Origin of the sequence: Enterobacter cloacae complex sp. P43RS (assembly GCF_014930585.1) — a bacterium.
Lineage (GTDB): Bacteria > Pseudomonadota > Gammaproteobacteria > Enterobacterales > Enterobacteriaceae > Enterobacter > Enterobacter bugandensis.
Genome location: NZ_JADBRJ010000008.1, coordinates 21,458 through 43,020 on the forward strand (window position 1 = coordinate 21,458; position 21,563 = coordinate 43,020).

General features: G+C 56.3%; 25 protein-coding genes. 19 read left to right on the forward strand and 6 right to left on the reverse strand.

What is annotated here, in order from left to right:
- Nucleotides 1–75 precede the first annotated feature (75 nt).
- On the reverse strand, nucleotides 76–1,080 hold the full coding sequence (gene flk / locus IM294_RS16465; protein WP_028013964.1) for a flagella biosynthesis regulator Flk: 1,005 nt from the start codon (nucleotides 1,078–1,080) through the stop codon (nucleotides 76–78).
- A gap of 113 nt (nucleotides 1,081–1,193) precedes the next feature.
- Here flk and pdxB point away from each other — a divergent pair, with 113 nt between their 5' ends.
- The 15 genes from pdxB to hisP all read left to right on the forward strand — a co-directional run bounded on the left by pdxB (nucleotide 1,194) and on the right by hisP (nucleotide 15,192).
- The gene (gene pdxB, locus IM294_RS16470; protein ID WP_126818179.1) at nucleotides 1,194–2,330 is read left to right on the forward strand and encodes a 4-phosphoerythronate dehydrogenase PdxB; all 1,137 of its coding nucleotides are present in this window, start codon (nucleotides 1,194–1,196) and stop codon (nucleotides 2,328–2,330) included.
- A 67-nt stretch (nucleotides 2,331–2,397) separates the two neighbouring features.
- Nucleotides 2,398–3,411 (forward strand): aspartate-semialdehyde dehydrogenase, encoded by a 1,014-nt coding sequence (locus IM294_RS16475; RefSeq protein WP_028013962.1) that lies wholly within the window; start codon nucleotides 2,398–2,400, stop codon nucleotides 3,409–3,411.
- The gene (gene truA, locus IM294_RS16480) at nucleotides 3,411–4,223 is read left to right on the forward strand and encodes a tRNA pseudouridine(38-40) synthase TruA (RefSeq protein WP_028013961.1); all 813 of its coding nucleotides are present in this window, start codon (nucleotides 3,411–3,413) and stop codon (nucleotides 4,221–4,223) included. The genes IM294_RS16475 and truA overlap by 1 nt, the downstream gene beginning before the upstream one ends.
- A gap of 28 nt (nucleotides 4,224–4,251) precedes the next feature.
- Nucleotides 4,252–4,911, forward strand: a complete 660-nt coding sequence (locus IM294_RS16485; RefSeq protein WP_008502599.1) for a DedA family protein — start codon at nucleotides 4,252–4,254, stop codon at nucleotides 4,909–4,911.
- Between the two features lie 154 nt (nucleotides 4,912–5,065).
- Nucleotides 5,066–5,971 carry an acetyl-CoA carboxylase, carboxyltransferase subunit beta gene (gene accD, locus IM294_RS16490; RefSeq protein ID WP_003861408.1) on the forward strand — a complete coding sequence of 302 codons (906 nt, stop codon included), beginning with the start codon at nucleotides 5,066–5,068 and terminating at the stop codon, nucleotides 5,969–5,971.
- A gap of 70 nt (nucleotides 5,972–6,041) precedes the next feature.
- Entirely contained in the window at nucleotides 6,042–7,310 is a 1,269-nt protein-coding gene (folC, locus tag IM294_RS16495) for a bifunctional tetrahydrofolate synthase/dihydrofolate synthase (protein WP_028013959.1), read from the forward strand.
- Nucleotides 7,300–7,992 (forward strand): cell division protein DedD, encoded by a 693-nt coding sequence (gene dedD / locus IM294_RS16500; protein ID WP_045259684.1) that lies wholly within the window; start codon nucleotides 7,300–7,302, stop codon nucleotides 7,990–7,992. The genes folC and dedD overlap by 11 nt, the downstream gene beginning before the upstream one ends.
- 164 nt (nucleotides 7,993–8,156) lie before the next feature.
- Nucleotides 8,157–8,645 (forward strand): colicin V production protein, encoded by a 489-nt coding sequence (gene cvpA, locus IM294_RS16505; RefSeq protein WP_000262116.1) that lies wholly within the window; start codon nucleotides 8,157–8,159, stop codon nucleotides 8,643–8,645.
- A 33-nt stretch (nucleotides 8,646–8,678) separates the two neighbouring features.
- Nucleotides 8,679–10,196: an amidophosphoribosyltransferase gene (gene purF / locus IM294_RS16510; protein WP_014884664.1), complete on the forward strand. Its 1,518-nt coding sequence runs from the start codon at nucleotides 8,679–8,681 to the stop codon at nucleotides 10,194–10,196.
- Nucleotides 10,197–10,284: 88 nt separating this feature from the next.
- A complete protein-coding gene (locus IM294_RS16515) occupies nucleotides 10,285–10,854 on the forward strand; it encodes a UbiX family flavin prenyltransferase (RefSeq protein ID WP_028013957.1) in 570 nt (189 codons plus the stop codon).
- Between the two features lie 290 nt (nucleotides 10,855–11,144).
- The gene (gene argT / locus IM294_RS16520) at nucleotides 11,145–11,927 is read left to right on the forward strand and encodes a lysine/arginine/ornithine ABC transporter substrate-binding protein ArgT (RefSeq protein WP_028013956.1); all 783 of its coding nucleotides are present in this window, start codon (nucleotides 11,145–11,147) and stop codon (nucleotides 11,925–11,927) included.
- Nucleotides 11,928–12,140: 213 nt separating this feature from the next.
- Nucleotides 12,141–12,923, forward strand: coding sequence for a histidine ABC transporter substrate-binding protein HisJ (gene hisJ / locus IM294_RS16525; RefSeq protein ID WP_047367997.1), 783 nt, complete (start codon nucleotides 12,141–12,143; stop codon nucleotides 12,921–12,923).
- 87 nt (nucleotides 12,924–13,010) lie between these two features.
- Complete coding sequence (locus IM294_RS16530; protein ID WP_028013954.1) at nucleotides 13,011–13,697, forward strand: histidine ABC transporter permease HisQ; 687 nt, start codon at nucleotides 13,011–13,013, stop codon at nucleotides 13,695–13,697.
- Nucleotides 13,694–14,410 (forward strand): ABC transporter permease, encoded by a 717-nt coding sequence (locus IM294_RS16535; protein WP_028013953.1) that lies wholly within the window; start codon nucleotides 13,694–13,696, stop codon nucleotides 14,408–14,410. The genes IM294_RS16530 and IM294_RS16535 overlap by 4 nt, the downstream gene beginning before the upstream one ends.
- Before the next feature lie 8 nt (nucleotides 14,411–14,418).
- Complete coding sequence (gene hisP / locus IM294_RS16540; RefSeq protein ID WP_010433274.1) at nucleotides 14,419–15,192, forward strand: histidine ABC transporter ATP-binding protein HisP; 774 nt, start codon at nucleotides 14,419–14,421, stop codon at nucleotides 15,190–15,192.
- Nucleotides 15,193–15,291: 99 nt separating this feature from the next.
- Here hisP and IM294_RS16545 read toward each other — a convergent pair whose 3' ends face one another.
- The 4 genes from IM294_RS16545 to yfcG all read right to left on the reverse strand — a co-directional run bounded on the left by IM294_RS16545 (nucleotide 15,292) and on the right by yfcG (nucleotide 17,826).
- Nucleotides 15,292–15,801, reverse strand: a complete 510-nt coding sequence (locus IM294_RS16545) for a GNAT family N-acetyltransferase (RefSeq protein WP_047367996.1) — start codon at nucleotides 15,799–15,801, stop codon at nucleotides 15,292–15,294.
- 44 nt (nucleotides 15,802–15,845) lie between these two features.
- The gene (locus tag IM294_RS16550) at nucleotides 15,846–16,739 is read right to left on the reverse strand and encodes a TIGR01777 family oxidoreductase (RefSeq protein ID WP_126818180.1); all 894 of its coding nucleotides are present in this window, start codon (nucleotides 16,737–16,739) and stop codon (nucleotides 15,846–15,848) included.
- Between the two features lie 13 nt (nucleotides 16,740–16,752).
- Nucleotides 16,753–17,121 carry a dihydroneopterin triphosphate 2'-epimerase gene (gene folX, locus IM294_RS16555; RefSeq protein ID WP_028013950.1) on the reverse strand — a complete coding sequence of 123 codons (369 nt, stop codon included), beginning with the start codon at nucleotides 17,119–17,121 and terminating at the stop codon, nucleotides 16,753–16,755.
- A gap of 75 nt (nucleotides 17,122–17,196) precedes the next feature.
- Nucleotides 17,197–17,826 (reverse strand): GSH-dependent disulfide bond oxidoreductase, encoded by a 630-nt coding sequence (gene yfcG / locus IM294_RS16560; RefSeq protein ID WP_028013949.1) that lies wholly within the window; start codon nucleotides 17,824–17,826, stop codon nucleotides 17,197–17,199.
- Between the two features lie 140 nt (nucleotides 17,827–17,966).
- Between yfcG and yfcF the strand changes: the two genes are divergently transcribed.
- The 3 genes from yfcF to yfcD are packed head-to-tail and all read left to right on the forward strand — an operon-like array spanning nucleotide 17,967 to nucleotide 19,840.
- On the forward strand, nucleotides 17,967–18,611 hold the full coding sequence (gene yfcF / locus IM294_RS16565) for a glutathione transferase (RefSeq protein WP_047367994.1): 645 nt from the start codon (nucleotides 17,967–17,969) through the stop codon (nucleotides 18,609–18,611).
- A 55-nt stretch (nucleotides 18,612–18,666) separates the two neighbouring features.
- Nucleotides 18,667–19,218, forward strand: a complete 552-nt coding sequence (gene yfcE / locus IM294_RS16570) for a phosphodiesterase (RefSeq protein ID WP_028013947.1) — start codon at nucleotides 18,667–18,669, stop codon at nucleotides 19,216–19,218.
- Between the two features lie 55 nt (nucleotides 19,219–19,273).
- Nucleotides 19,274–19,840 carry an NUDIX hydrolase YfcD gene (yfcD, locus tag IM294_RS16575; protein WP_006811396.1) on the forward strand — a complete coding sequence of 189 codons (567 nt, stop codon included), beginning with the start codon at nucleotides 19,274–19,276 and terminating at the stop codon, nucleotides 19,838–19,840.
- 2 nt (nucleotides 19,841–19,842) lie between these two features.
- Here the strand turns inward: yfcD and IM294_RS16580 are convergent, their stop codons facing one another.
- On the reverse strand, nucleotides 19,843–20,862 hold the full coding sequence (locus IM294_RS16580) for a LacI family DNA-binding transcriptional regulator (protein ID WP_028013946.1): 1,020 nt from the start codon (nucleotides 20,860–20,862) through the stop codon (nucleotides 19,843–19,845).
- Nucleotides 20,863–21,094: 232 nt separating this feature from the next.
- Here IM294_RS16580 and IM294_RS16585 point away from each other — a divergent pair, with 232 nt between their 5' ends.
- Entirely contained in the window at nucleotides 21,095–21,538 is a 444-nt protein-coding gene (locus IM294_RS16585) for a PTS sugar transporter subunit IIA (RefSeq protein WP_049137261.1), read from the forward strand.
- The last annotated feature ends 25 nt before the right edge of the window (nucleotides 21,539–21,563 follow it).

Consider the following 21,563-nt stretch of genomic DNA (forward strand, 5'->3'; position numbering starts at 1 on the left):
TGGCGGCTGCGCCTTACCCGGCCTACGGTTCGAGCCGTTGTAGGCCCGGTATGCGTAGCGCCACCGGGCAAATCCTCAGGCAACCAGCCAGAAAATCGCCAGCGCAATCAATAATGCAATCAACATTAATCCCGGGCGGGCAGAGAGCGTTCTGAACGTCTCCACAACGGGCGCAAACAGCGGGCTGTAGATCGGCTGAACGTTTCTTACCTCCGGCACGCCGCCTTCCCGCTCGGCGCGGCGAACAAAGATCTGATTCAGCACATCCTGCACCTGCGCGGTGGTCAGTACCGTTTGCGGCGTGGCCTGCCAGTTCTGCTGGGCGTAATCCCTAATCACCTCGAACTCGTGCGGTTCCAGCGGCTGTTTAAGCGCCGCCTGAACGGTATGCAGGGTAGGGGCGCTCTGGGTGCTGAGCGTCTGGCGCGCCTGGAGCCAGGTCACCAGATGGGTAAACTGTTTGGCCGGAATCAGCTCGCCCGCCTTCACGCCGGACAGTTCCAGCATGGATTGCCAGATAAGCTTCGTCGACTCGCCGGTGGCGGCGGCCAGTTTGGTCACCATCTGGTTCAGCGTGTTGTGCTCGGCAGGCTGCAGCGGGCGCTCGGTTGAGGGGCGCACCTGAGGCTGCGGAATAGACAACTGATTGTTCTGCAACAGCGTCAGCACGGTTTTAAGCTGGTCTGGCGTCAGCTGGCTCAGGGCGGTCTGGCCATACTGCTGACGGATAAAGTCACTGACAGCCTGACGGTTATTTCCCTGGCCCAGCAGCTCGGTCAACTGCGTGACAATCTGACGCGTGGTGTGGTTCTGCTGCGCGGTCGTAATACGCTGGTTGAGATTTTGCTCGGCGGCAGGGAAATGGCGCGACTGCAGCGGTGCGTCGTTCCTCACGCCTAAATCATGCTTTACCCCGGCCCAGACTTCCGCGTTTTGCTGCGAAGTCAGCGCTATCAGGCGCGTGATCAGTCGCTCCAGCACGGTGCGCTGTTGCGTGGATAGTGGCTGTTCACCGGCAACGTTTGGCGTGACAGGGCCTTCACCCGGAGGGCGTGGCGGCGTACCTGAAATGGGCTGCATCGTCAAAAATCCTTAAAGTCAAAACTCAGCGTAAACCCGGCATACGTATATGCCTGGCGGCCAGATTATGGCACACTTGGCAGGTTTTCTTCCTCTCAAACAGGTACTCAGACGTGAAAATCCTCGTTGATGAAAATATGCCTTACGCCCGCGAGCTGTTTAGCCGCCTCGGCGACGTTAAGGCTGTCCCTGGTCGCCCGATCCCGGTTAACGAACTGGATGACGCAGACGCGCTGATGGTGCGCTCGGTGACCAAAGTAAATGAGGCGTTGCTTGCCGGTAAAGCGATTAAGTTTGTCGGAACCGCAACGGCAGGGACCGATCATGTGGATGATCAGTGGCTGAAGCAGGCCGGAATCGGTTTTTCCGCCGCGCCGGGCTGTAACGCCATTGCCGTCGTGGAATACGTTTTCTCCTCGCTGCTGATGCTGGCCGAGCGCGATGGTTTTGCGCTGAAAGACCGCACCGTGGGGATTGTCGGCGTGGGTAACGTCGGCGGGCGTCTGCAAAAGCGCCTTGAAGCGTTAGGTATCCGCACGCTGCTGTGCGATCCGCCGCGTAAAGACAACGGTGACGACGAGGATTTCCGCGCGCTGGATGAGCTGGTTGAACAGTGCGATGTGCTGACGTTCCACACGCCGCTGTTTAAAGAGGGGCCGTATAAGTCCCTGCATCTGGCGGACGAGGCGCTGATTCGCCGTCTGAAGGCTGGCACTATTCTGATTAATGCCTGCCGTGGCCCGGTGGTGGATAATGCCGCGCTGCTGAAATGTCTGAATGAAGGACACGATCTCAGCGTGGTGCTGGACGTCTGGGAGCCGGAGCCGGATCTCAACGTTGAGCTGCTGAACAAGGTTGACGTTGCCACCGCGCATATCGCGGGCTATACGCTTGAAGGCAAAGCGCGCGGCACGACGCAGGTGTTTGAAGCCTACAACGCCTTTATCGGCCATCCGCAGCAGGTGGCGCTTGATACTTTACTCCCCGCGCCTGAATTTGGCCGCATTACCCTGCATGGCCCGCTCGATCAGGCAACGCTGAAAAGGCTGGTGCATTTGGTGTATGATGTGCGCCGCGACGATGCGCTGCTGCGTAAGGTGGCGGGGATCCCGGGTGAATTTGATAAGCTGCGCAAGAACTACGTTGAGCGCCGCGAGTGGTCTTCCCTGTATGTGATGTGCGACGACGCAGCGGCTGCGACGTTGCTCAAGAAACTGGGTTTTAACGCCGTTCATCACCCGGCGCATTAATGTCTTCTTAATGCTCCCTGTCGGATACGCCGACAGGGACGCTTTTTTATTTCTGGAGTAAACCACCATGTCTGAAGGCTGGAATATTGCCATTTTAGGTGCCACGGGTGCCGTGGGCGAAGCCCTGCTCGAAACTCTTGCCGAGCGTCAGTTCCCGGTGGGAGATATCTATGCGCTGGCGCGCACCGACAGCGCGGGCGAACATCTGCGCTTTGGCGGTAAATCCGTGATGGTTCAGGATGCGGCCGCGTTTGACTGGACCCAGGCGCAGTTGGCGTTTTTTGCCGCAGGTGCTGAAGCCACGGCGTCTTATATTGAAGAGGCGACCAATTCGGGCTGCCTGGTGATCGACCTGAGCGGTCTGTTCTCCCTGGAGCCGGACGTGCCGCTGGTGGTCCCGGACGTCAATCCGTTTGTGCTGGCTGACTACCGCAACCGTAACGTTATCGCGGTACCGAACAGCCTGACCAGCCAGCTGCTGACCGCGCTGAAGCCGCTGATTGACGACGGCGGCCTGTCGCGCATTACCGTCACCAGCCTGCTGTCCGCGTCGGCGAACGGTAAAAAGGCCGTTGACGCGCTGGCCGGGCAGAGTGCGAAGCTGCTGAATGGCATCCCGATCGACGAAGATGATTTCTTTGGCCGCCAGCTGGCGTTCAACATGCTGCCGCTGCTGCCGGATCGTGAAGGTTCCGTGCGCGAAGAGCGTCGTCTCGTCGACGAAGCGCGCAAGATTCTGCAGGACGAGGGGCTGATGATTTCCGCCAGCGTCGTACAGTCCCCGGTCTTCTACGGCCACGCGCAGATGGTCGGCTTTGAAGCGCTGCGTCCGCTGGCGGCAGAAGAGGCCCGCGATGCGTTTGGCCGCGGTGAAGATATCGTCCTTTCCGAAGAGAGCGAGTTCCCGACCCAGGTGGGCGACGCCACCGGCAGCGCGCATCTTTCCGTTGGCTGCGTGCGTAACGACTACGGTATGCCGGAGCAGGTCCAGTTCTGGTCCGTTGCCGATAACGTTCGCTTTGGCGGCGCGCTGATGGCGGTCAAGATCGCCGAGAAGCTGGTGCAGGAGTATCTGTACTGATGTCCGAAGTGGATCAAAAGCCGGTTCATAAGATTGCCCTCGGTATTGAGTACGATGGCAGTAAATATTATGGCTGGCAGCGTCAGAATGAGGTGCGCAGCGTTCAGGAAAAGCTGGAGAAAGCGCTCTCTCAGGTGGCAAACGAGCCGATTAACGTCCTGTGCGCGGGGCGTACGGACGCGGGTGTTCATGGCACGGGGCAGGTGGTTCACTTTGAAACCACCGCCGTGCGTAAGGATGCCGCCTGGACGCTGGGTGTAAATGCGAATTTACCTGGTGACATCGCGGTGCGTTGGGTGAAAGCTGTGCCGGATGATTTTCACGCGCGCTTCAGCGCAACGGCGCGTCGCTATCGCTATGTCATCTACAACCAGCGTCTGCGCCCGGCGGTATTAAGCCAGGGCGTGACGCATTTTTATGAACCGCTCGATGCAGAACGCATGCATCGCGCGGCGCAGTGTCTGATTGGTGAAAATGACTTTACGTCGTTTCGTGCGGTGCAGTGTCAGTCCCGTACGCCGTGGCGTAATGTCATGCACATTAACGTCAGTCGTTATGGCGCGTATGTGGTGGTGGATATCAAAGCCAATGCCTTTGTACATCATATGGTGCGGAATATTGTAGGCAGCCTGATGGAAGTGGGCGCCGGACACCAGCCGGAGAGCTGGATTGCAGAACTGCTGGCAGCGAAGGACAGAACGCTTGCGGCAGCAACGGCGAAAGCGGAAGGGCTTTATCTGGTCTCGGTAGACTATCCGGATCGGTTTGACCTGCCAAAACCGCCAATGGGCCCGCTGTTTTTAGCGGACTAAACAAAGGTGCAATTAAGGCTTAGACAATATGGACGTAATACGTTTTCTGATTGATTTCATTCTGCATATTGATGTTCACCTGGCGGAGCTGGTCGCGCAGTACGGCGTCTGGGTTTACGCCATTCTGTTCCTGATTCTGTTCTGTGAAACCGGTCTGGTCGTTACCCCGTTCCTGCCGGGAGACTCGCTGCTGTTTGTGGCCGGTGCGTTGTCGGCGCTGCCCACCAATGATTTGAACGTGCATCTGATGGTGGTGTTGATGGTGATTGCCGCGATTGTCGGGGATGCGGTCAACTATACGATTGGCCGGGTGTTCGGTGAGCGGTTGTTCAGTAATCCGGACTCGAAAATTTTCCGCCGCAGCTATTTAGACAAGACCCATGCCTTCTATGAACGTCATGGCGGAAAAACCATTATCCTTGCGCGTTTTGTGCCTATTGTGCGCACATTTGCGCCGTTTGTGGCGGGAATGGGCCATATGTCCTATCGTCATTTTGCAATGTATAACGTGGTGGGCGCACTGCTTTGGGTGTTGCTCTTTACCTATGCAGGCTATCTGTTTGGCGACTTGCCAGTGGTTCAGGAAAACCTTAAGTTACTGATTGTAGCGATTATTGTGCTTTCCGTTCTGCCGGGTGTTATCGAAATCATTCGTCACAAACGCGCGGCAGCAAAGCAAGCGAAGTAAATGCACGCTGGCGGTTCGACCACTTTTTTATCCAAAGTTTCGGGCTGTTATGTTTTAATGTGCAACATTCATGGTCTGTTGGAGGCAAAAATGGCATTATTCGCCTCTTATAGCAAAACTGGCATACGACCAGGTTCAGGCAGAAAGGTTATCAATGAGCTGGATTGAACGAATTAAAAGCAACATTACCCCGACGCGCAAAGCGAGCATTCCTGAAGGGGTATGGACGAAGTGTGATAGCTGCGGCCAGGTTCTGTATCGCGCAGAGCTGGAACGCAATCTCGAGGTGTGTCCTAAGTGTGACCACCACATGCGTATGTCGGCGCGCAACCGCCTGCATAGCCTGCTGGACGAAGGTTCTCTGGTAGAACTGGGCAGCGAACTGGAGCCAAAAGATGTGCTCAAGTTCCGCGACTCCAAAAAATACAAAGATCGTCTGGCCTCTGCACAGAAAGAGACCGGCGAGAAAGACGCGCTGATCGTCATGAAGGGCACCCTGCACGAGATGCCGGTGGTTGCCGCTGCGTTTGAGTTCTCCTTTATGGGCGGCTCAATGGGCTCCGTGGTCGGCGCGCGTTTCGTGCGTGCCGTTGAGCAGGCGCTGGAAGACAACTGTCCGCTGATCTGCTTCTCCGCCTCCGGTGGTGCGCGTATGCAGGAAGCGCTGATGTCCCTGATGCAGATGGCGAAAACCTCTGCGGCGCTGGCGAAAATGCAGGAGCGCGGTCTGCCGTACATCTCCGTGCTGACCGACCCAACCATGGGTGGCGTCTCCGCAAGCTTCGCGATGCTGGGTGACCTGAACATCGCTGAGCCAAAAGCGCTGATCGGCTTTGCCGGTCCTCGCGTCATCGAGCAGACCGTTCGTGAAAAACTGCCGCCGGGCTTCCAGCGCAGTGAGTTCCTCATTGAGAAAGGCGCTATCGATATGATCGTCCGCCGTCCGGAAATGCGCCTGAAACTGGCCAGCATTCTGGCGAAGCTGATGAATCTGCCAGCGCCTAACCCGGATGAGCCGCGCGAAGGCGTGGTGGTACCGGATCAGGAACCCGAGGCCTGATAACTGAAAAGGGCAGGGCCAGATGGCGCTGCCCTTTTGCTTTATAACCTGTTAATGACAACCGGGCATTATGGAAAATAAAAGCATTCCCCAAGCCACGTCGCCCCTGGCCGCGTGGCTTTCTTATCTGGAAAACCTGCACAGTAAAACCATCGATATGGGCCTTGAGCGCGTAAGCCAGGTTGCCGCGCGTCTCGACGTGCTGAAACCGGCTCCGTTCGTGTTCACCGTTGCAGGTACTAACGGTAAAGGGACGACCTGCCGCACGCTGGAGTCAGTCCTGATGGCGGCGGGGTACAAGGTTGGCGTTTACAGCTCACCGCATCTGGTGCGCTATACCGAGCGCGTGCGGGTGCAGAACACCGAGCTGGCGGAATCTGCCCATACGGCGTCGTTCGCGGCTATCGAAGCGGCGCGCGGGGAAACCTCATTAACCTATTTTGAATACGGCACCCTGTCGGCGCTGTGGCTGTTCAAACAGGCGCAGCTGGACGTGGTGATCCTGGAAGTGGGGCTGGGCGGGCGTCTGGATGCCACCAATATGGTGGATGCGGACGTGGCGGTGGTCACCAGCATCGCGCTGGATCATACCGACTGGCTGGGCCCGGACCGTGAAAGCATTGGCCGCGAAAAGGCCGGTATTTTCCGGGCGAATAAGCCCGCCGTGGTGGGCGAGCCGGACATGCCGCATACCATTGCCGACGTGGCGAAAGAGAAGGGCGCACATCTGTTGCGCCGAGGCGTTGACTGGCAGTATGAGGTGCAGGGCAACGGCTGGCGCTTCAGCGATGCGCAGGGCGTGCTGGAGAATCTGCCGCTGCCGCAGGTACCGCAGCCGAACGCGGCAACCGCGCTGGCGGCACTGCGCGCCAGCGGATTAGCTGTAAGTGAGCAGGCGATCCGTGACGGCATTCAGAATGCGCTGCTGCCGGGTCGTTTCCAGATAGTCAGCGAGTCACCGCGTCTGATTCTGGATGTGGCGCACAACCCGCATGCGGCGGCGTATCTCGCAGGACGTCTCAAATCGTTACCAAAAACCGGGCGCGTGCTGGCGGTTATCGGTATGCTTCATGATAAAGATATCGGCGGCACGCTGGCCTGCATGGAGAGTGTGGTCGATAGCTGGTATTGTGCTCCTCTGGAGGGGCCGCGCGGTGCGACAGCTGAGCAGTTAATGGAACATCTCGGCAAAGGTGCAATCTACAGTAGCGTGGCGCAGGCCTGGCATGCCGCGATGGCGGATGCTAAACCAGAAGATACCGTGCTGGTGTGTGGCTCTTTCCACACGGTGGCACATGTCATGGAAGTGATGGACGCGGGGAGAACCGGTGGCGAGTAAGTTTCAGAACCGTTTAACAGGAACCATTGTGCTGGTCGCGCTCGGGGTGATTATTCTTCCCGGGCTGCTCGACGGGCAGAAAAAACATTATCAGGACGAGTTTGCAGCCATTCCGCTGGTGCCGAAGCCGGGCGACCGCGATGAGCCGGATATGCTGCCTGCGGCGACTCAGGCGCTGCCTGCTCAGCCGCCTGAAGGGGCGGCGGAAGAAGTTCGCGCGGGCGATGCCGCTGCACCGTCACTCGACCCGTCGCGTCTGGCGGCGAATAACAACATCGAGATCGATCCGGTACCGGTAGAGAAGCCTAAGCCTGTCGAAAAACCGAAGCCGGTAGAGAAACCGCAGCCGAAGCCTCAGCAACAGCGAGATAAAGCAGCAGAGCAGCTGGCTGCAGCGTCTGAAACTCCACCACCTGCGAAGCAAGACGCAGCGCCGACCGGCAAAGCCTACGTTGTGCAGCTGGGGGCGCTGAAAAACGCCGATAAAGTCAACGAGGTTGTGGGTAAACTGCGCAGTGCGGGCTATCGCGTTTACACTTCACCTTCCACGCCGGTGCAGGGTAAAATCACCCGTATCCTCGTGGGGCCGGAGGCGTCGAAAGACAAGCTGAAAGGGTCGCTGGGCGAGCTGAAGCAGATCTCCGGGCTGAGTGGTGTGGTGATGAGCTACAGCGCGAACTAAGTACGACCTGCTCCTTTAGAGAGAGGCGATAAGCCACGGCGTTGAACATTTTTTCAGCGCCTTTTTTATTTACGCGCGGGAAGGAAATCCCTACGCAAACGTTTTCTTTTTCTGTTAGAATTCGCCCCGAACTGGATGACAGGGCGTTTAATCGTGGGACACATATGGTCTGGATTGATTACGCCATCATTGCGGTGATTGGTTTTTCCTGTCTGGTTAGCCTGATCCGTGGCTTTGTTCGTGAAGCGTTATCGCTGGTAACCTGGGGTTGTGCTTTCTTTGTTGCCAGTCATTACTACACTTACCTGTCTGTCTGGTTCACGGGCTTTGAAGATGAACTGGTCCGAAATGGAATCGCCATCGCGGTGCTGTTTATCGCGACGCTGATTGTCGGCGCTATCGTGAATTACGTGATAGGTCAGCTGGTCGAGAAAACCGGTCTGTCAGGAACGGACAGGGTACTCGGGATCTGTTTCGGGGCATTACGAGGCGTGCTGATTGTGGCCGCGATCCTGTTCTTCCTGGATACCTTCACCGGGTTCTCCAAAAGCGAAGACTGGCAAAAATCGCAGCTCATTCCAGAGTTCAGCTTCATCATCAGATGGTTCTTTGACTATCTGCAAAGCTCGTCGAGTTTTTTGCCCAGGGCATAAACCCTGAGATGTGGCTTAACGAGGAAAAGACGAATGTGCGGTATTGTCGGTATCGCCGGTTTCATGCCGGTAAACCAGTCGATTTATGACGCGTTAACGGTGCTTCAGCACCGTGGGCAGGATGCTGCGGGTATCATCACCATTGATGCAAACAACTGCTTCCGTTTACGTAAGGCCAATGGCCTGGTAAACGATGTGTTTGAAGCCCGCCATATGCAGCGTCTGCAAGGTAATATGGGGATCGGTCACGTTCGTTATCCTACTGCTGGCAGTTCCAGCGCCTCTGAGGCACAGCCTTTCTACGTCAACTCACCGTATGGCATCACGCTTGCCCATAACGGCAACCTGACCAACGCTCATGAGCTGCGTAAGAAGCTGTTCGAAGAGAAACGTCGCCACATTAACACCACCTCTGATTCAGAAATCCTGCTCAATGTGTTCGCCAGCGAGCTGGATAACTTCCGTCACTACCCGCTGGAAGCAGACAATATCTTCGCTGCCATTGCCGCGACAAACCGCCAGATCCGCGGTGCGTACGCCTGCGTGGCGATGATCATCGGTCACGGCATGGTCGCCTTCCGCGATCCAAACGGCATTCGTCCGCTGGTGCTGGGCAAGCGCGACCTCGGCGATGGCCGTACCGAATATATGGTTGCCTCTGAGAGCGTGGCGCTGGATACCCTGGGCTTCGAATTTCTGCGCGACGTTGCGCCGGGCGAAGCGGTGTATATCACCGAGAAGGGCCAGCTGTTCACCCGTCAGTGTGCCGACAACCCGGTCAGCAACCCGTGCCTGTTTGAATACGTCTATTTTGCCCGTCCGGATTCGTTCATCGACAAGATCTCCGTCTACAGCGCGCGCGTCAATATGGGCACGAAGCTCGGCGAGAAGATTGCCCGCGAGTGGGACGATCTCGACATTGACGTGGTGATTCCTATCCCGGAAACCTCCTGCGATATCGCCCTGGAGATCGCCCGCATTCTGGACAAGCCGTACCGTCAGGGCTTCGTGAAGAACCGCTACGTTGGCCGCACGTTTATCATGCCGGGCCAGCACCTGCGCCGTAAGTCCGTTCGCCGCAAGCTGAACGCCAACCGCGCGGAATTCCGCGACAAAAACGTTCTGCTGGTGGATGACTCCATCGTTCGCGGCACCACCTCTGAGCAGATTATCGAGATGGCGCGCGAAGCGGGTGCGAAGAAAGTCTACCTGGCGTCTGCCGCGCCGGAGATTCGCTTCCCGAACGTGTACGGCATTGATATGCCAACCGCCAACGAGCTGATTGCTCACGGCCGTGAAGTGGATGAGATTCGCCAGATCATCGGTGCCGACGGCCTTATTTTCCAGGATCTGAACGATCTCATCGACGCGGTGCGCGCCGAGAATCCGGAGATTCAGCAGTTCGAATGCTCCGTGTTCAATGGCGTCTACGTGACGAAAGACGTTGACCAGCAGTACCTCGACTACCTTGATTCGCTGCGCAACGACGATGCGAAAGCCGTTCAGCTGCAAAACGATCTCGAAAGCTTAGAGATGCACAACGAAGGTTAATCTCTGCGCAGGTGAGGGCGCTCGCCCTCACTTGCAACTCCCCGCAAAATCCTGCACAGTCAGCCCAGAATTCAGCAAGGGCGAAATCATGAAACGACTCATAATAGGCATCAGCGGTGCCAGCGGCGCGATTTACGGCGTACGCCTGCTACAGGTTTTGCGTAACGTGGCAGAAGTGGAAACGCATCTGGTGATGAGCCAGGCGGCGCGGCAAACCCTCTCCCTTGAAACGGATCTCTCCCTGCGCGATGTCCAGGCGATGGCGGACGTGGTTCACGATGCCCGCGATATCGCCGCCAGCATCTCCTCAGGCTCGTTTAAAACCGCCGGTATGGTGATCCTGCCCTGTTCAATCAAAACGCTCTCCGGGATTGTGAACAGCTATACCGACACGCTGGTAACGCGCGCGGCGGACGTGGTGCTGAAGGAGCGCCGCCCGCTGGTGCTCTGCGTGCGGGAAACGCCGCTGCACCTGGGCCATCTGCGCCTCATGACCCAGGCCGCCGAGCTGGGCGCAGTGATCATGCCGCCGGTGCCGGCGTTCTACCACAGACCACAGTCGCTGGACGATGTGATCAATCAGACCGTCAATCGCGTGCTGGATCAGTTTGACATCGACCTGCCCGAAGACCTCTTCACCCGCTGGCAGGGAGCCTGATTCTGTGCACAAATGCTGTGCATGAAAAAAGACGTTGCCCTGTTTCAGGGCAATTATGCAACGGCGATCATATCCTCGACATTTAATTCGCTTTTTCCCTTTTTCTCTTTCCGGTTCGTTCGGCAGACCTGCTATCTTTCACCATTAAGGCAATATCGCAACGTTTTATTAACATATTTAACGTCGAACTTTTGACCAGACGGCAATGTGGCATAAGACCTGCAAGAGAAGCCTGCAACACAACACACAACACAATACATAATAAAATCACGGTACTTGAGGGTAAATGTATGAAGAAGACGGTTCTGGCTCTGTCTTTGCTGGTGGGGTTAAGTGCGGCGGCAGGTAGCTACGCAGCGCTTCCACAGACGGTTCGTATCGGTACAGACGCAACCTACGCGCCATTCTCTTCCAAGGATGCGAAAGGCGATTTCGTGGGGTTTGATATCGATTTGGGAAATGAAATGTGCAAACGTATGGAAGTGAAATGCACATGGGTGGGCAGCGACTTCGACGCGTTAATCCCGTCGCTGAAGGCAAAGAAAATCGACGCCATTATCTCTTCTCTCTCCATCACCGAAAAACGCCAGCAGGAGATTGCCTTCTCTGACAAGCTCTACGCTGCGGATTCGCGTCTGATTGCCGCGAAAGGTTCCCCGATCCAGCCGACCATCGACTCGCTGAAAGGCAAGCATGTGGGCGTGCTCCAGGGCTCGACCCAGGAAGGTTACGCGAATGCCAACTGGCGCGAGAAGGGCGTCGACGTGGTGGCTTACCAGAACCAGGATCTGATCTACTCTGACCTGGCGGCAGGCCGTCTGGATGCCGCGTTCCAGGATGAAGTCGCGGCGAGCGAAGGCTTCCTGAAGCAGCCGGCTGGTAAAGATTACGCCTTTGCGGGCCCGTCCGTGAAAGACAAAAAATACTTTGGTGACGGCACCGGCATCGGCCTGCGTAAGGACGATAAAGAGCTGAAAGCCGCCTTTGACAAAGCATTCACGGAGCTGCGCAAAGACGGTACCTACGACAAACTGGCGAAGAAATACTTCGACTTCAACGTCTACGGTGACTAACGCACCAGCGTGGTGCGTCGCGAGTGTGGATGATTCAATATGGTGCAATTTGTGCACCATATTGGGTCGCTACGTGCATACTTAAGCATTTATAATGCAAAAATTCCCGTCTGAAAGGCATTATTCTTTGCCTGACAGCGTGGATTAATGGCACATTAACCCCACCCCGTCGTCGTAAAAAAACCGTATGAAGACAGTTTGTTGAGGACAAATATGAAAAAACTCGTGTTGTCATTATCTCTGGTACTGGCCTTTTCCAGCGCCACCGCGGCCTTCGCAGCCATTCCGCAGAAAATTCGTATTGGCACCGATCCCACCTACGCGCCGTTTGAATCGAAGAATTCAAAGGGTGAACTGGTGGGTTTTGACATCGATCTGGCCAATGAGCTGTGCAAACGCATCAAAGCACAGTGTACTTATGTAGAGAACCCGCTGGATGCGCTGATCCCTTCACTGAAAGCTAAAAAAATAGACGTGATTATGTCCTCGCTTTCCATCACCGAGAAACGTCAGCAGGAGATTGCCTTCACCGACAAGCTCTATGCGGCCGATTCACGTCTGGTAGTGGCTAAGTCTTCTGACATTCAACCGACCCTCGAGTCGCTGAAGGGGAAACGCGTAGGCGTGCTGCAGGGCACCACGCAGGAAACCTACGGTAACGAACACTGGGCGCCGAAGGGGATCGAAATCGTCTCCTATCAGGGCCAGGAAAATATTTACGCAGACCTGACGGCAGGCCGTATTGATGCGGCATTCCAGGATGAAGTCGCGGCAAGCGAAGGTTTCCTGAAGCAGCCGGTAGGTAAAGATTACAAGTTCGGCGGTCCGTCCATTAAGGACGAGAAGCTCTTTGGCGTGGGTACCGGTATGGGCCTGCGTAAGGAAGACAACGAACTGCGTGAGGCGCTGAACAAAGCGTTTGCTGAAATGCGCGCTGACGGTACCTACGACAAACTGGCGAAAAAGTACTTCGATTTCAATGTGTACGGCGGCTAATCGCTCCGTCAAATAACGTGCGGCCCCTCCCGCTGGGGGAGGGGATAAGACACGGTTTACCACTCACGATACGACAGGGCTCGCGGTATGCTGTACGGATTTTCTGGCGTTATTTTACAGGGCGCGCTTGTCACCCTTGAGCTGGCTATCAGCTCCGTGGTGCTGGCGGTGCTGATAGGTCTGGCGGGCGCAGGGGCGAAGCTTTCGGCTAACAAACCGCTGGCGCTCATTTTCGAAGGCTATACCACGCTCATTCGCGGCGTACCCGATCTGGTGCTGATGCTGCTTATTTTTTACGGCCTGCAGATTGCTCTGAACAGCGTGACGGATGCGATGGGCATGGGACAAATTGATATCGACCCGATGGTGGCCGGTATTATCACCCTCGGTTTTATCTACGGTGCCTACTTCACGGAAACCTTCCGTGGCGCTTACATGGCGGTTCCCAGAGGACACATTGAAGCAGCAACCGCATTTGGTTTTACCTCTTCACAAACGTTTCGCCGGATTATGTTCCCGGCCATGATGCGCTATGCGCTGCCGGGCATCGGTAACAACTGGCAGGTTATCCTCAAAGCGACGGCGCTGGTCTCGCTGCTCGGTCTGGAAGACGTCGTGAAAGCGACTCAGCTGGCGGGCAAGAGCACCTGGGAGCCGTTCTACTTTGCGGTGGTCTGCGGAGCGATCTATCTGGTCTTTACGACCGTCTCCAATGGTGTGCTGCTTCTGCTCGAGCGTCGCTACTCCGTGGGTGTGAAGAGGGCTGACCTGTGATTGAGATTATTCAGGAATACTGGAAATCCCTGCTGTGGACGGATGGCTACCGCTTTACCGGCGTGGCGATCACACTCTGGCTGCTGATTTCTTCCGTGGTGATGGGCGGCATTCTGGCGGTGTTTCTCGCCATCGGTCGCGTGTCGAACAATAAATTTATTCAGTTCCCGATTTGGCTGTTTACCTATGTGTTTCGCGGCACGCCGCTGTACGTGCAGCTGCTGGTGTTCTATTCGGGGATGTATACGCTGGAGATCGTAAAAGGCACGGAAATGCTGAATGCGTTCTTCCGCAGTGGCCTGAATTGTACGGTGCTGGCGCTAACGCTCAACACCTGCGCCTATACCACCGAGATTTTCGCCGGGGCCATTCGTTCCGTGCCGCACGGTGAGATCGAGGCGGCGCGCGCGTACGGCTTCTCCTCGGTGAAGCTTTACCGCTGCATTATTCTGCCGTCGGCGCTGCGCATTGCGCTACCGGCCTACAGCAACGAAGTGATTTTGATGCTGCACTCCACCGCGCTCGCCTTTACCGCCACGGTGCCGGACCTGCTCAAAATCGCGCGCGATATCAACTCCGCGACCTATCAGCCGTTTACCGCGTTTGGCATTGCGGCGGTGCTCTATTTAATTATCTCTTATGTTCTGATTAGCCTGTTCCGTAAGGCTGAAAAACGCTGGTTGCAGCATATAAAACCTTCTTCGACGCACTGAGAAAGATGATGGCTGAGAACAAATTAAACGTTATTGATTTGCACAAACGCTACGGCGAACATGAAGTGCTGAAAGGGGTGTCGCTGCAGGCTAACGCGGGCGACGTGATCAGTATCATCGGTTCATCCGGCTCGGGTAAAAGTACCTTCCTGCGCTGCATTAACTTCCTCGAAAAGCCGAGCGAAGGCTCGATTGTGGTGAGCGGGCAGAACATCAACCTGGTGCGTGACAAAGACGGCCAGCTGAAGGTGGCGGATAAGCATCAGCTGCGCCTGCTGCGTACGCGCCTGACGATGGTGTTCCAGCATTTCAACCTCTGGAGCCACATGACGGTGCTGGAGAACGTGATGGAAGCGCCGGTTCAGGTGCTCGGCTTAAGCAAGCAGGAAGCCCGGGAACGCGCGGTGAAATACCTGGCGAAAGTGGGTATCGACGAGCGCCAGCAGATGAAGTATCCGGTACACCTTTCCGGCGGCCAGCAGCAGCGTGTCTCTATCGCCCGCGCGCTGGCGATGGAGCCGGAAGTGCTGCTGTTCGACGAACCGACCTCCGCGCTGGACCCGGAACTCGTGGGCGAAGTGCTGCGCATCATGCAGAAGCTGGCCGAAGAGGGCAAAACGATGGTGGTGGTGACGCACGAGATGGGCTTCGCCCGTAACGTTTCGAACCACGTGATTTTCCTGCATCAGGGGAAAATTGAAGAGCAGGGGCACCCTGACGAGGTGCTGGCAAACCCGCAGAGCCCGCGTTTGCAGCAGTTCCTTAAAGGATCTCTGAAATAAAGAGGGCATCAGCCCGCAGTGCAGCCCAATCGCCCGGTGACGCTTCGCTTACCGGGCCTACAAAACCCCAGGCCGGGCAAACGCAGTGCCGCACGGCATTCAGGCCGCACCACACTCCAGGCGATACACCCAGTCGTCATACCGCACGCCGTCAATCTCATACGCTTTTTCCAGCACCTGCGTGCGCACAAACCCGGCTTTCTCAAGCACCCGCACAGACCCGCCGTTGTCCGCCAGCACGTACGCGTTAATCGCCTTCACGCCGGTCTGGTTAAACGCGTAGTCACATACCGCGCGCAGCGCCTCGCTGGCGATGCCTTTTCCCTGCGCGGCAGGCACAACCGTGTAGCCGATGTCCGCCTCTTCACGATTCTCAGGGCTGATTTGCAGGCCGATATCGCCCAGCGGCGTATCTTCATTCAGAAAGCGGATCACGAAGACATGCTCCGCCATCAGGCGTGCGGCAAACACGCGTCGGGTCTCTTTCTCAGGCGCAATCGCGGCCATATAGCGCATAATGTCGCGGTTTTCGCGCAGCGAGCGGAAGAACGCCCAGTCAGAGGGTTCGAAAGGGGTGAGATGAAGCCGGGGAGTGGTGATGGTTGCCATTGTTACGCCATTTCATCGGAACATGGCGTATCACTGTAACATATTCAGCGTACCACATCCCCCAGCGCCTCTTCTAAGTCATACCAGCGAAACGCAAACCCGGCCGCTTCCAGCCGTTTTGGCAGCGCGCGCTGACCGCCCAGCACCAGCACGGACGCTTCGCCCATCAACAGGCGAATTGCCGTCGCAGGCACGCGTAATATCGCCGGGCGATGCAGGGCATGCCCCAGCGCGTGGGCAAACTGTTCATTTCGCACCGGATACGGCGCAACCATGTTAAACGGCCCGCGCAGATCGTTATCCAGCAGCCAGATAATGCCGTTCACCATATCGTCGATATGGATCCAGGCCAGGTACTGTCGCCCGTTGCCGATCGGCCCGCCGAGCCCCAGCCTGAAGGGCGGAAGCATTTTACCCAGAATGCCGCCTTTCGGCGCAAGCACCACGCCGGTACGCAGCAGGCAGACGCGGGTATTATCGCTTTGCGCCGCGCAGGCGATACGCTCCCACTGGGCGCAGAGTTTATGGGTGAACTCGTTGTGGGGCGGCTCTTCCTCGGTCACCACCACTTCGCCGAGATCGCCGTAATAGCCCGTCGCAGAGCCTGAAATCAGCACCGACGGCGGGGTCTGGCTGTTGCGAATCAGCTCAACCAGCTTCTCGGTGATGTTCCAGCGGCTGCTGCACAACCGCTGTTTCTGCTCTTCGGTCCAGCGCTTATCGGCGATGGGTTCGCCCGCAAGGTTGATGACGGCGTCGAAGCCGTCCAGATTCTGCCGATCGACCAGCCCTTTCCAGATATCGACTCCCGCGCCCAGCACCTGGCGCGCTTTCTCCGGGCTGCGGGTCACTACGGTAATGTCGTGATGCAGCGCCTGCAAACGCGCAATGAGATGGCGCCCAATCAGGCCTGTACCGCCGGTCAGCAGAATCTTCATACAACCTCCAGGTTTACGCCTGGCGTCGCCAGCTTAACGTCATGGAGACGGAGTCGGCATAGCGCAGGGCGTGAAGTTTATCGATCTCTACTTCAGCATAAGTGACCCAGTGATGATCGCGTGCGATATCGAGCACATCCTGGGTTAATTTCTCCAGCAGCGAGAAGCGGTTGTTTTCCACGTACTGGATGATGTTTTTAGTGATCGTGCGATAGTTCAGCGCGTCATTGATGTCTTCGCTGGCCCGCGCTTTGTCTGCCGGGTAGTGAATCACCACATTAATGACAATATCCTGACGGTTGGCAATCTCTTCCTCTTTGATACCAATGAACGTGCGCAAGCGTAAATTTTTTATACGAATAATAGCGTCTGGCTGTGACATTGCAGGTCTTCTCCGTGTCAGTATTTCCCGCCCATAATACATGAGAGCCTCTCAGCCACCCAGCCTCATAGGTGATTAAACCTGCTGGATTTTTTGCATTGCGCGTTCGGTGGCCGGGCGGGTCCGGATACGCTCAAACCAGTTGTTCACCGCCGGGTAAGACGCTAAGTCAATCCGGTGTTTATCATGCGTATTTACCCACGGCCAGCAGGCGATATCGGCAATGCTGTAATGGTCGCCCCCAAGCCACGGCGTTTTCTCCAGCCGCTGGTTCAGAACGCCGTAAAGACGCTGGGTTTCAACCTGATATCGCTCAATGGCGTAAGGAATGGTCTGTGGCGCGAAGGCGGTGAAGTGGTGGTTCTGCCCCAGCATCGGCCCAAAGCCGCTTGACTGCCAGAAAAGCCACTGCAGAGTGTGGTGACGCTCGCGTAGTTCACCGCTCAGCAGCTTGCCGGTTTTCTCTGCCAGATAAAGCAAAATTTCACCGGATTCAAACAGGCTTAACGGCCTGCCTCCGTCCGCCGGCTGACTATCGATAATGGCCGGAATTTTATTGTTGGGCGAGATAGCCAGAAACACAGGGTTGAACTGTTCGCCTTTGCTGATATCCACGCGGATGATTCTGTAATCCAGTTCGGCTTCTTCGAGAAAGAGGGTGATCTTGTGGCCGTTTGGGGTAGGGGCGTAATAAAGGTCAATCATTCTCAACTCCTGTCCATGCGAATAGTGGTGCCATGACAAATGAGTATAGGTGCTTGTTGTAAATCGTGAGTTTTCATCAAGTGACAGCGAAGCAAAGAGATTATATGTTGAGTAAAAACCGATCAGCCGATGAGGATGTTATGAACCAGCCCGTAATTACGTTGTGGTCCGATGCAAATTTCTTTTCTCCCTATGTTATGAGCGTTTACGTCGCGCTGGCCGAAAAGGGGCTCTCTTTTACGCTGAAGACCGTCGATCTCGACGGTGGTGAACACCTCAAACCCCAGTGGCAGGGTTACGACCTGACGCGACGCGTGCCGGTGCTGGAACTGGATGGTTTTGCACTGAGCGAATCCTCGGCGATCGATGAATATCTGGAAGATCGTTTTGCGCCGCCGGAATGGGAGCGCATCTATCCTCACGATCTGCAAAAGCGCGCCCGCGCCAGGCAGATCCAGGCGTGGCTGCGTAGCGACCTGGTGCCGATTCGCGTCGAGCGCTCCACGGATGTCGTGTTTGCCGGTGTGAAAAAGCCAGCGCTCAGCGCAGAAGGCGTCGACAGCGCGCAAAAGCTGATTGAAACTGCAGCCTCGCTGCTCGCTCACGGCAACCCGAACCTGTTCGGTGAATGGTGTATTGCCGATACCGATCTGGCGCTGATGCTGAACCGTTTGATCCTCAACGGCGATGAGGTCCCTCAACTGCTGGTGGACTATGCGGCGTTCCAGTGGCAGCGAGCCTCCGTACAGCGCTATGTGGCACTCTCCGCTAAGCGCGCGGGCTGATAAGCCCTGACGCTTCAGGTATGATAAGGGGAGTTTTTTTACCAGGGAGTGACGGATGAAACTGATGTTTGCGTCAGATATCCATGGATCGCTGCCCGCGACCGAGCGAGTGCTTTCTCTGTTTTCGCAAAGCGGGGCCCAATGGCTGGTGATTCTGGGGGATGTTTTAAATCATGGTCCGCGTAATGCGCTGCCGGAAGGCTATGCCCCGGCGCAGGTGGCGGAAAAGCTTAACCCGTTTGCCTCGCGCATTATCGCCGTTCGCGGTAATTGCGACAGCGAAGTCGACCAGATGCTGCTGCATTTTCCCCTTACCGCGCCATGGCAACAGGTTCTGCTGGAAAACAGCCGCCTGTTTCTGACCCACGGACACCTTTTCGGCCCGGATAATCTCCCGGCGCTCGCGGCTGGCGATGTCCTGGTTTACGGCCATACTCATATTCCGGTGGCTGAAAAACGCGGTGAGATTTATCACTTTAACCCGGGGTCGGTCAGCATTCCGAAAGGCGGATATCCTGCGAGCTATGGCCTGCTGGATGGAAATACCCTGAGCGTTATCGCACTTAATGATCAGCAAGTTATTGCGCAGGTAGCGATTAATCCGTAAGTTACACCACAACTGCAAACGCGCCGAAAGAGCGCTTAGACGAGAAGGTTTCCCGATGGTGGAGCAGAATCATTTGGCAAGTACTGAATGGGTTGACATTGTCAGCGAAGAAAATGAAGTGATCGCGCAGGCGAGCCGCGAACAAATGCGTGCAGAGCGCCTGCGTCACCGTGCAACGTACATCGTTGTGCATGACGGCATGGGCAAGATTCTGGTCCAGCGCCGCACGGACACCAAAGATTTTCTTCCGGGCATGCTTGATGCCACCGCAGGCGGCGTCGTGCAGGCCGATGAAGTGCTGCTGGATTCCGCACGTCGTGAAGCGGAAGAAGAGTTAGGTATCGCCGGGGTGCCGTTTGCCGAGCACGGGCAGTTCTATTTCGAAGACGAACATTGCCGCGTCTGGGGTGGACTGTTTAGCTGCGTTTCCCATGGGCCTTTCGCCCTGCAGGAAGAGGAAGTGAGCGAAGTCTGCTGGATGACGCCGGAAGAGATTACCGCCCGCTGCGATGAGTTCACGCCGGATTCGTTAAAAGCGCTGGCGCTGTGGATGACCCGCAACGCCAAAAACGAATCCGCTAAGCCGGAAAACAAAGCGGAAAAAGAGGAAGAGGCTGAGTAAGCTTAACAGCTTTCCCGCAGGCACAGGCTGGACGCGATGGTTTTTTGGTCGCGCCAGTCTCCGTCATTCAGACGTTCCAGTAGCGCTTTACCTGCCTCAATCCCAATCTTTCGATGCGGTACCGCCATCGTCGTCAGCGGCGGCTGGCAGACGCGGCTCACATCGCTATCGCCAAAGCCCACGACAGCCAGATCGTCCGGCACTTTAATGCGTCGACGCTGACACTCATACAGCGCGCCGCAGGCCAGCTCGTCTGATACGCACACCAGCGCATCCAGCTCCGGCCACGCCAGCAAGAACTCTGGCAGTTGTGCCGCGCCGGTCGAGAAGCTCGGCGGCATCGCCGCGTTAATCACCCGGTTTGGCGACAGATGATGGCGCAGCATCGCCTTGTACCAGCCCTGCAAATGCTGCTGGAAAATCCACTGCTCCTGGTTGGCGCACAGCAGGCCGATATTCTGGTAGCCGCGCCTAATCACCATTTCCGTCAGCTCGTACATGGCCGCCACGTTATCGATCCCGATATTCATATCGATCGGATCGGCGCGCATCGCACCCATCTCCATTACCGGAATCGAGGCGTTTTTCAGCCAGTGGCGAACAGTGTCGGTGTGCTCGACGCTGAGCAAAATCGCGGCGGCGATATTTGACGCCAGCAGGGTCTCAAGCAGCTTCTCTTCCTGCTCAAGCCGATGCTGGGACTCTGCCAGCATGATCTGGTATCCGGCGGGCTGCAGCACCTGCTGTAGGCCCGCAAACATTTCAGAGCAACCGGCTTCGGAAAGGTTGGGAACAACCATCGCAATCGTCCATGAGGACGCGGATGCCAGTGCGCTGGCGGCGAGATTGGGCATATAACCCAGCTCCTGCACCGCAGCTTCAATTTTTTCACGCAGTTTATCGGAAACCTGTTCGGGCGTGCGGAGCGCACGGGAGACGGTCATCGTGCCGACTCCGGCAAGCTGCGCGACATCAGCGAGCGTGACTTTTCCGGTACTGCGCCGTTTTCGGGTTAAAGACATACACCTTCCTGCTGACCAGACGCGTTCTTTTTTCCTTCATTTCAGGTGACAGGCAGTATACGCCTTAAATCCCTTTTTTTGCTGTGATTTCACACCATGATTACATTTTGATAGCGCTATCACATTTCTGCATGTTGGTAATTGGTAGCGCTATCTTTGTGATCGCGATCGCAGTCAATGATTGATGGGTTGAATAAAGTTTGCCCATCTTTAGCGTTTGGCGAGAGGGAAAATGCTCAAAAATTGGATATATGATACAACCATCACGCTGCAGGATAGCGTGGAAAGCTGGCCACAGGCGCTGGAGATATGCGCGAAACCGCTGCTGGATCTGCAGGTGATTGCACCGGAATACGTGACGGCAATCATTCAGCAGCACCATACGTTAGGACCCTATTATGTGCTGGCACCAGGGCTAGCCATGCCGCATGCGCGGCCGGAGGAAGGCGCCAAAGGACTGGGCTTGTCATTACTAAAACTAAAACAGGGCGTCTCTTTTGGTGCCGGAGAGTTTGACCCTGTCGATCTGATTATTATGCTTGCGGCACCGGATAAACATAGCCATATCGAAATGATATCCGCGCTCGCTGAATTATTTTCCAGCGACGAAGATATGGAGAAATTACATCAGGCGAATACCCTGGAGGACATTAAAACCATTATTAACCGCTTCTGATTTAATTTTTTAATCCGATTATTCA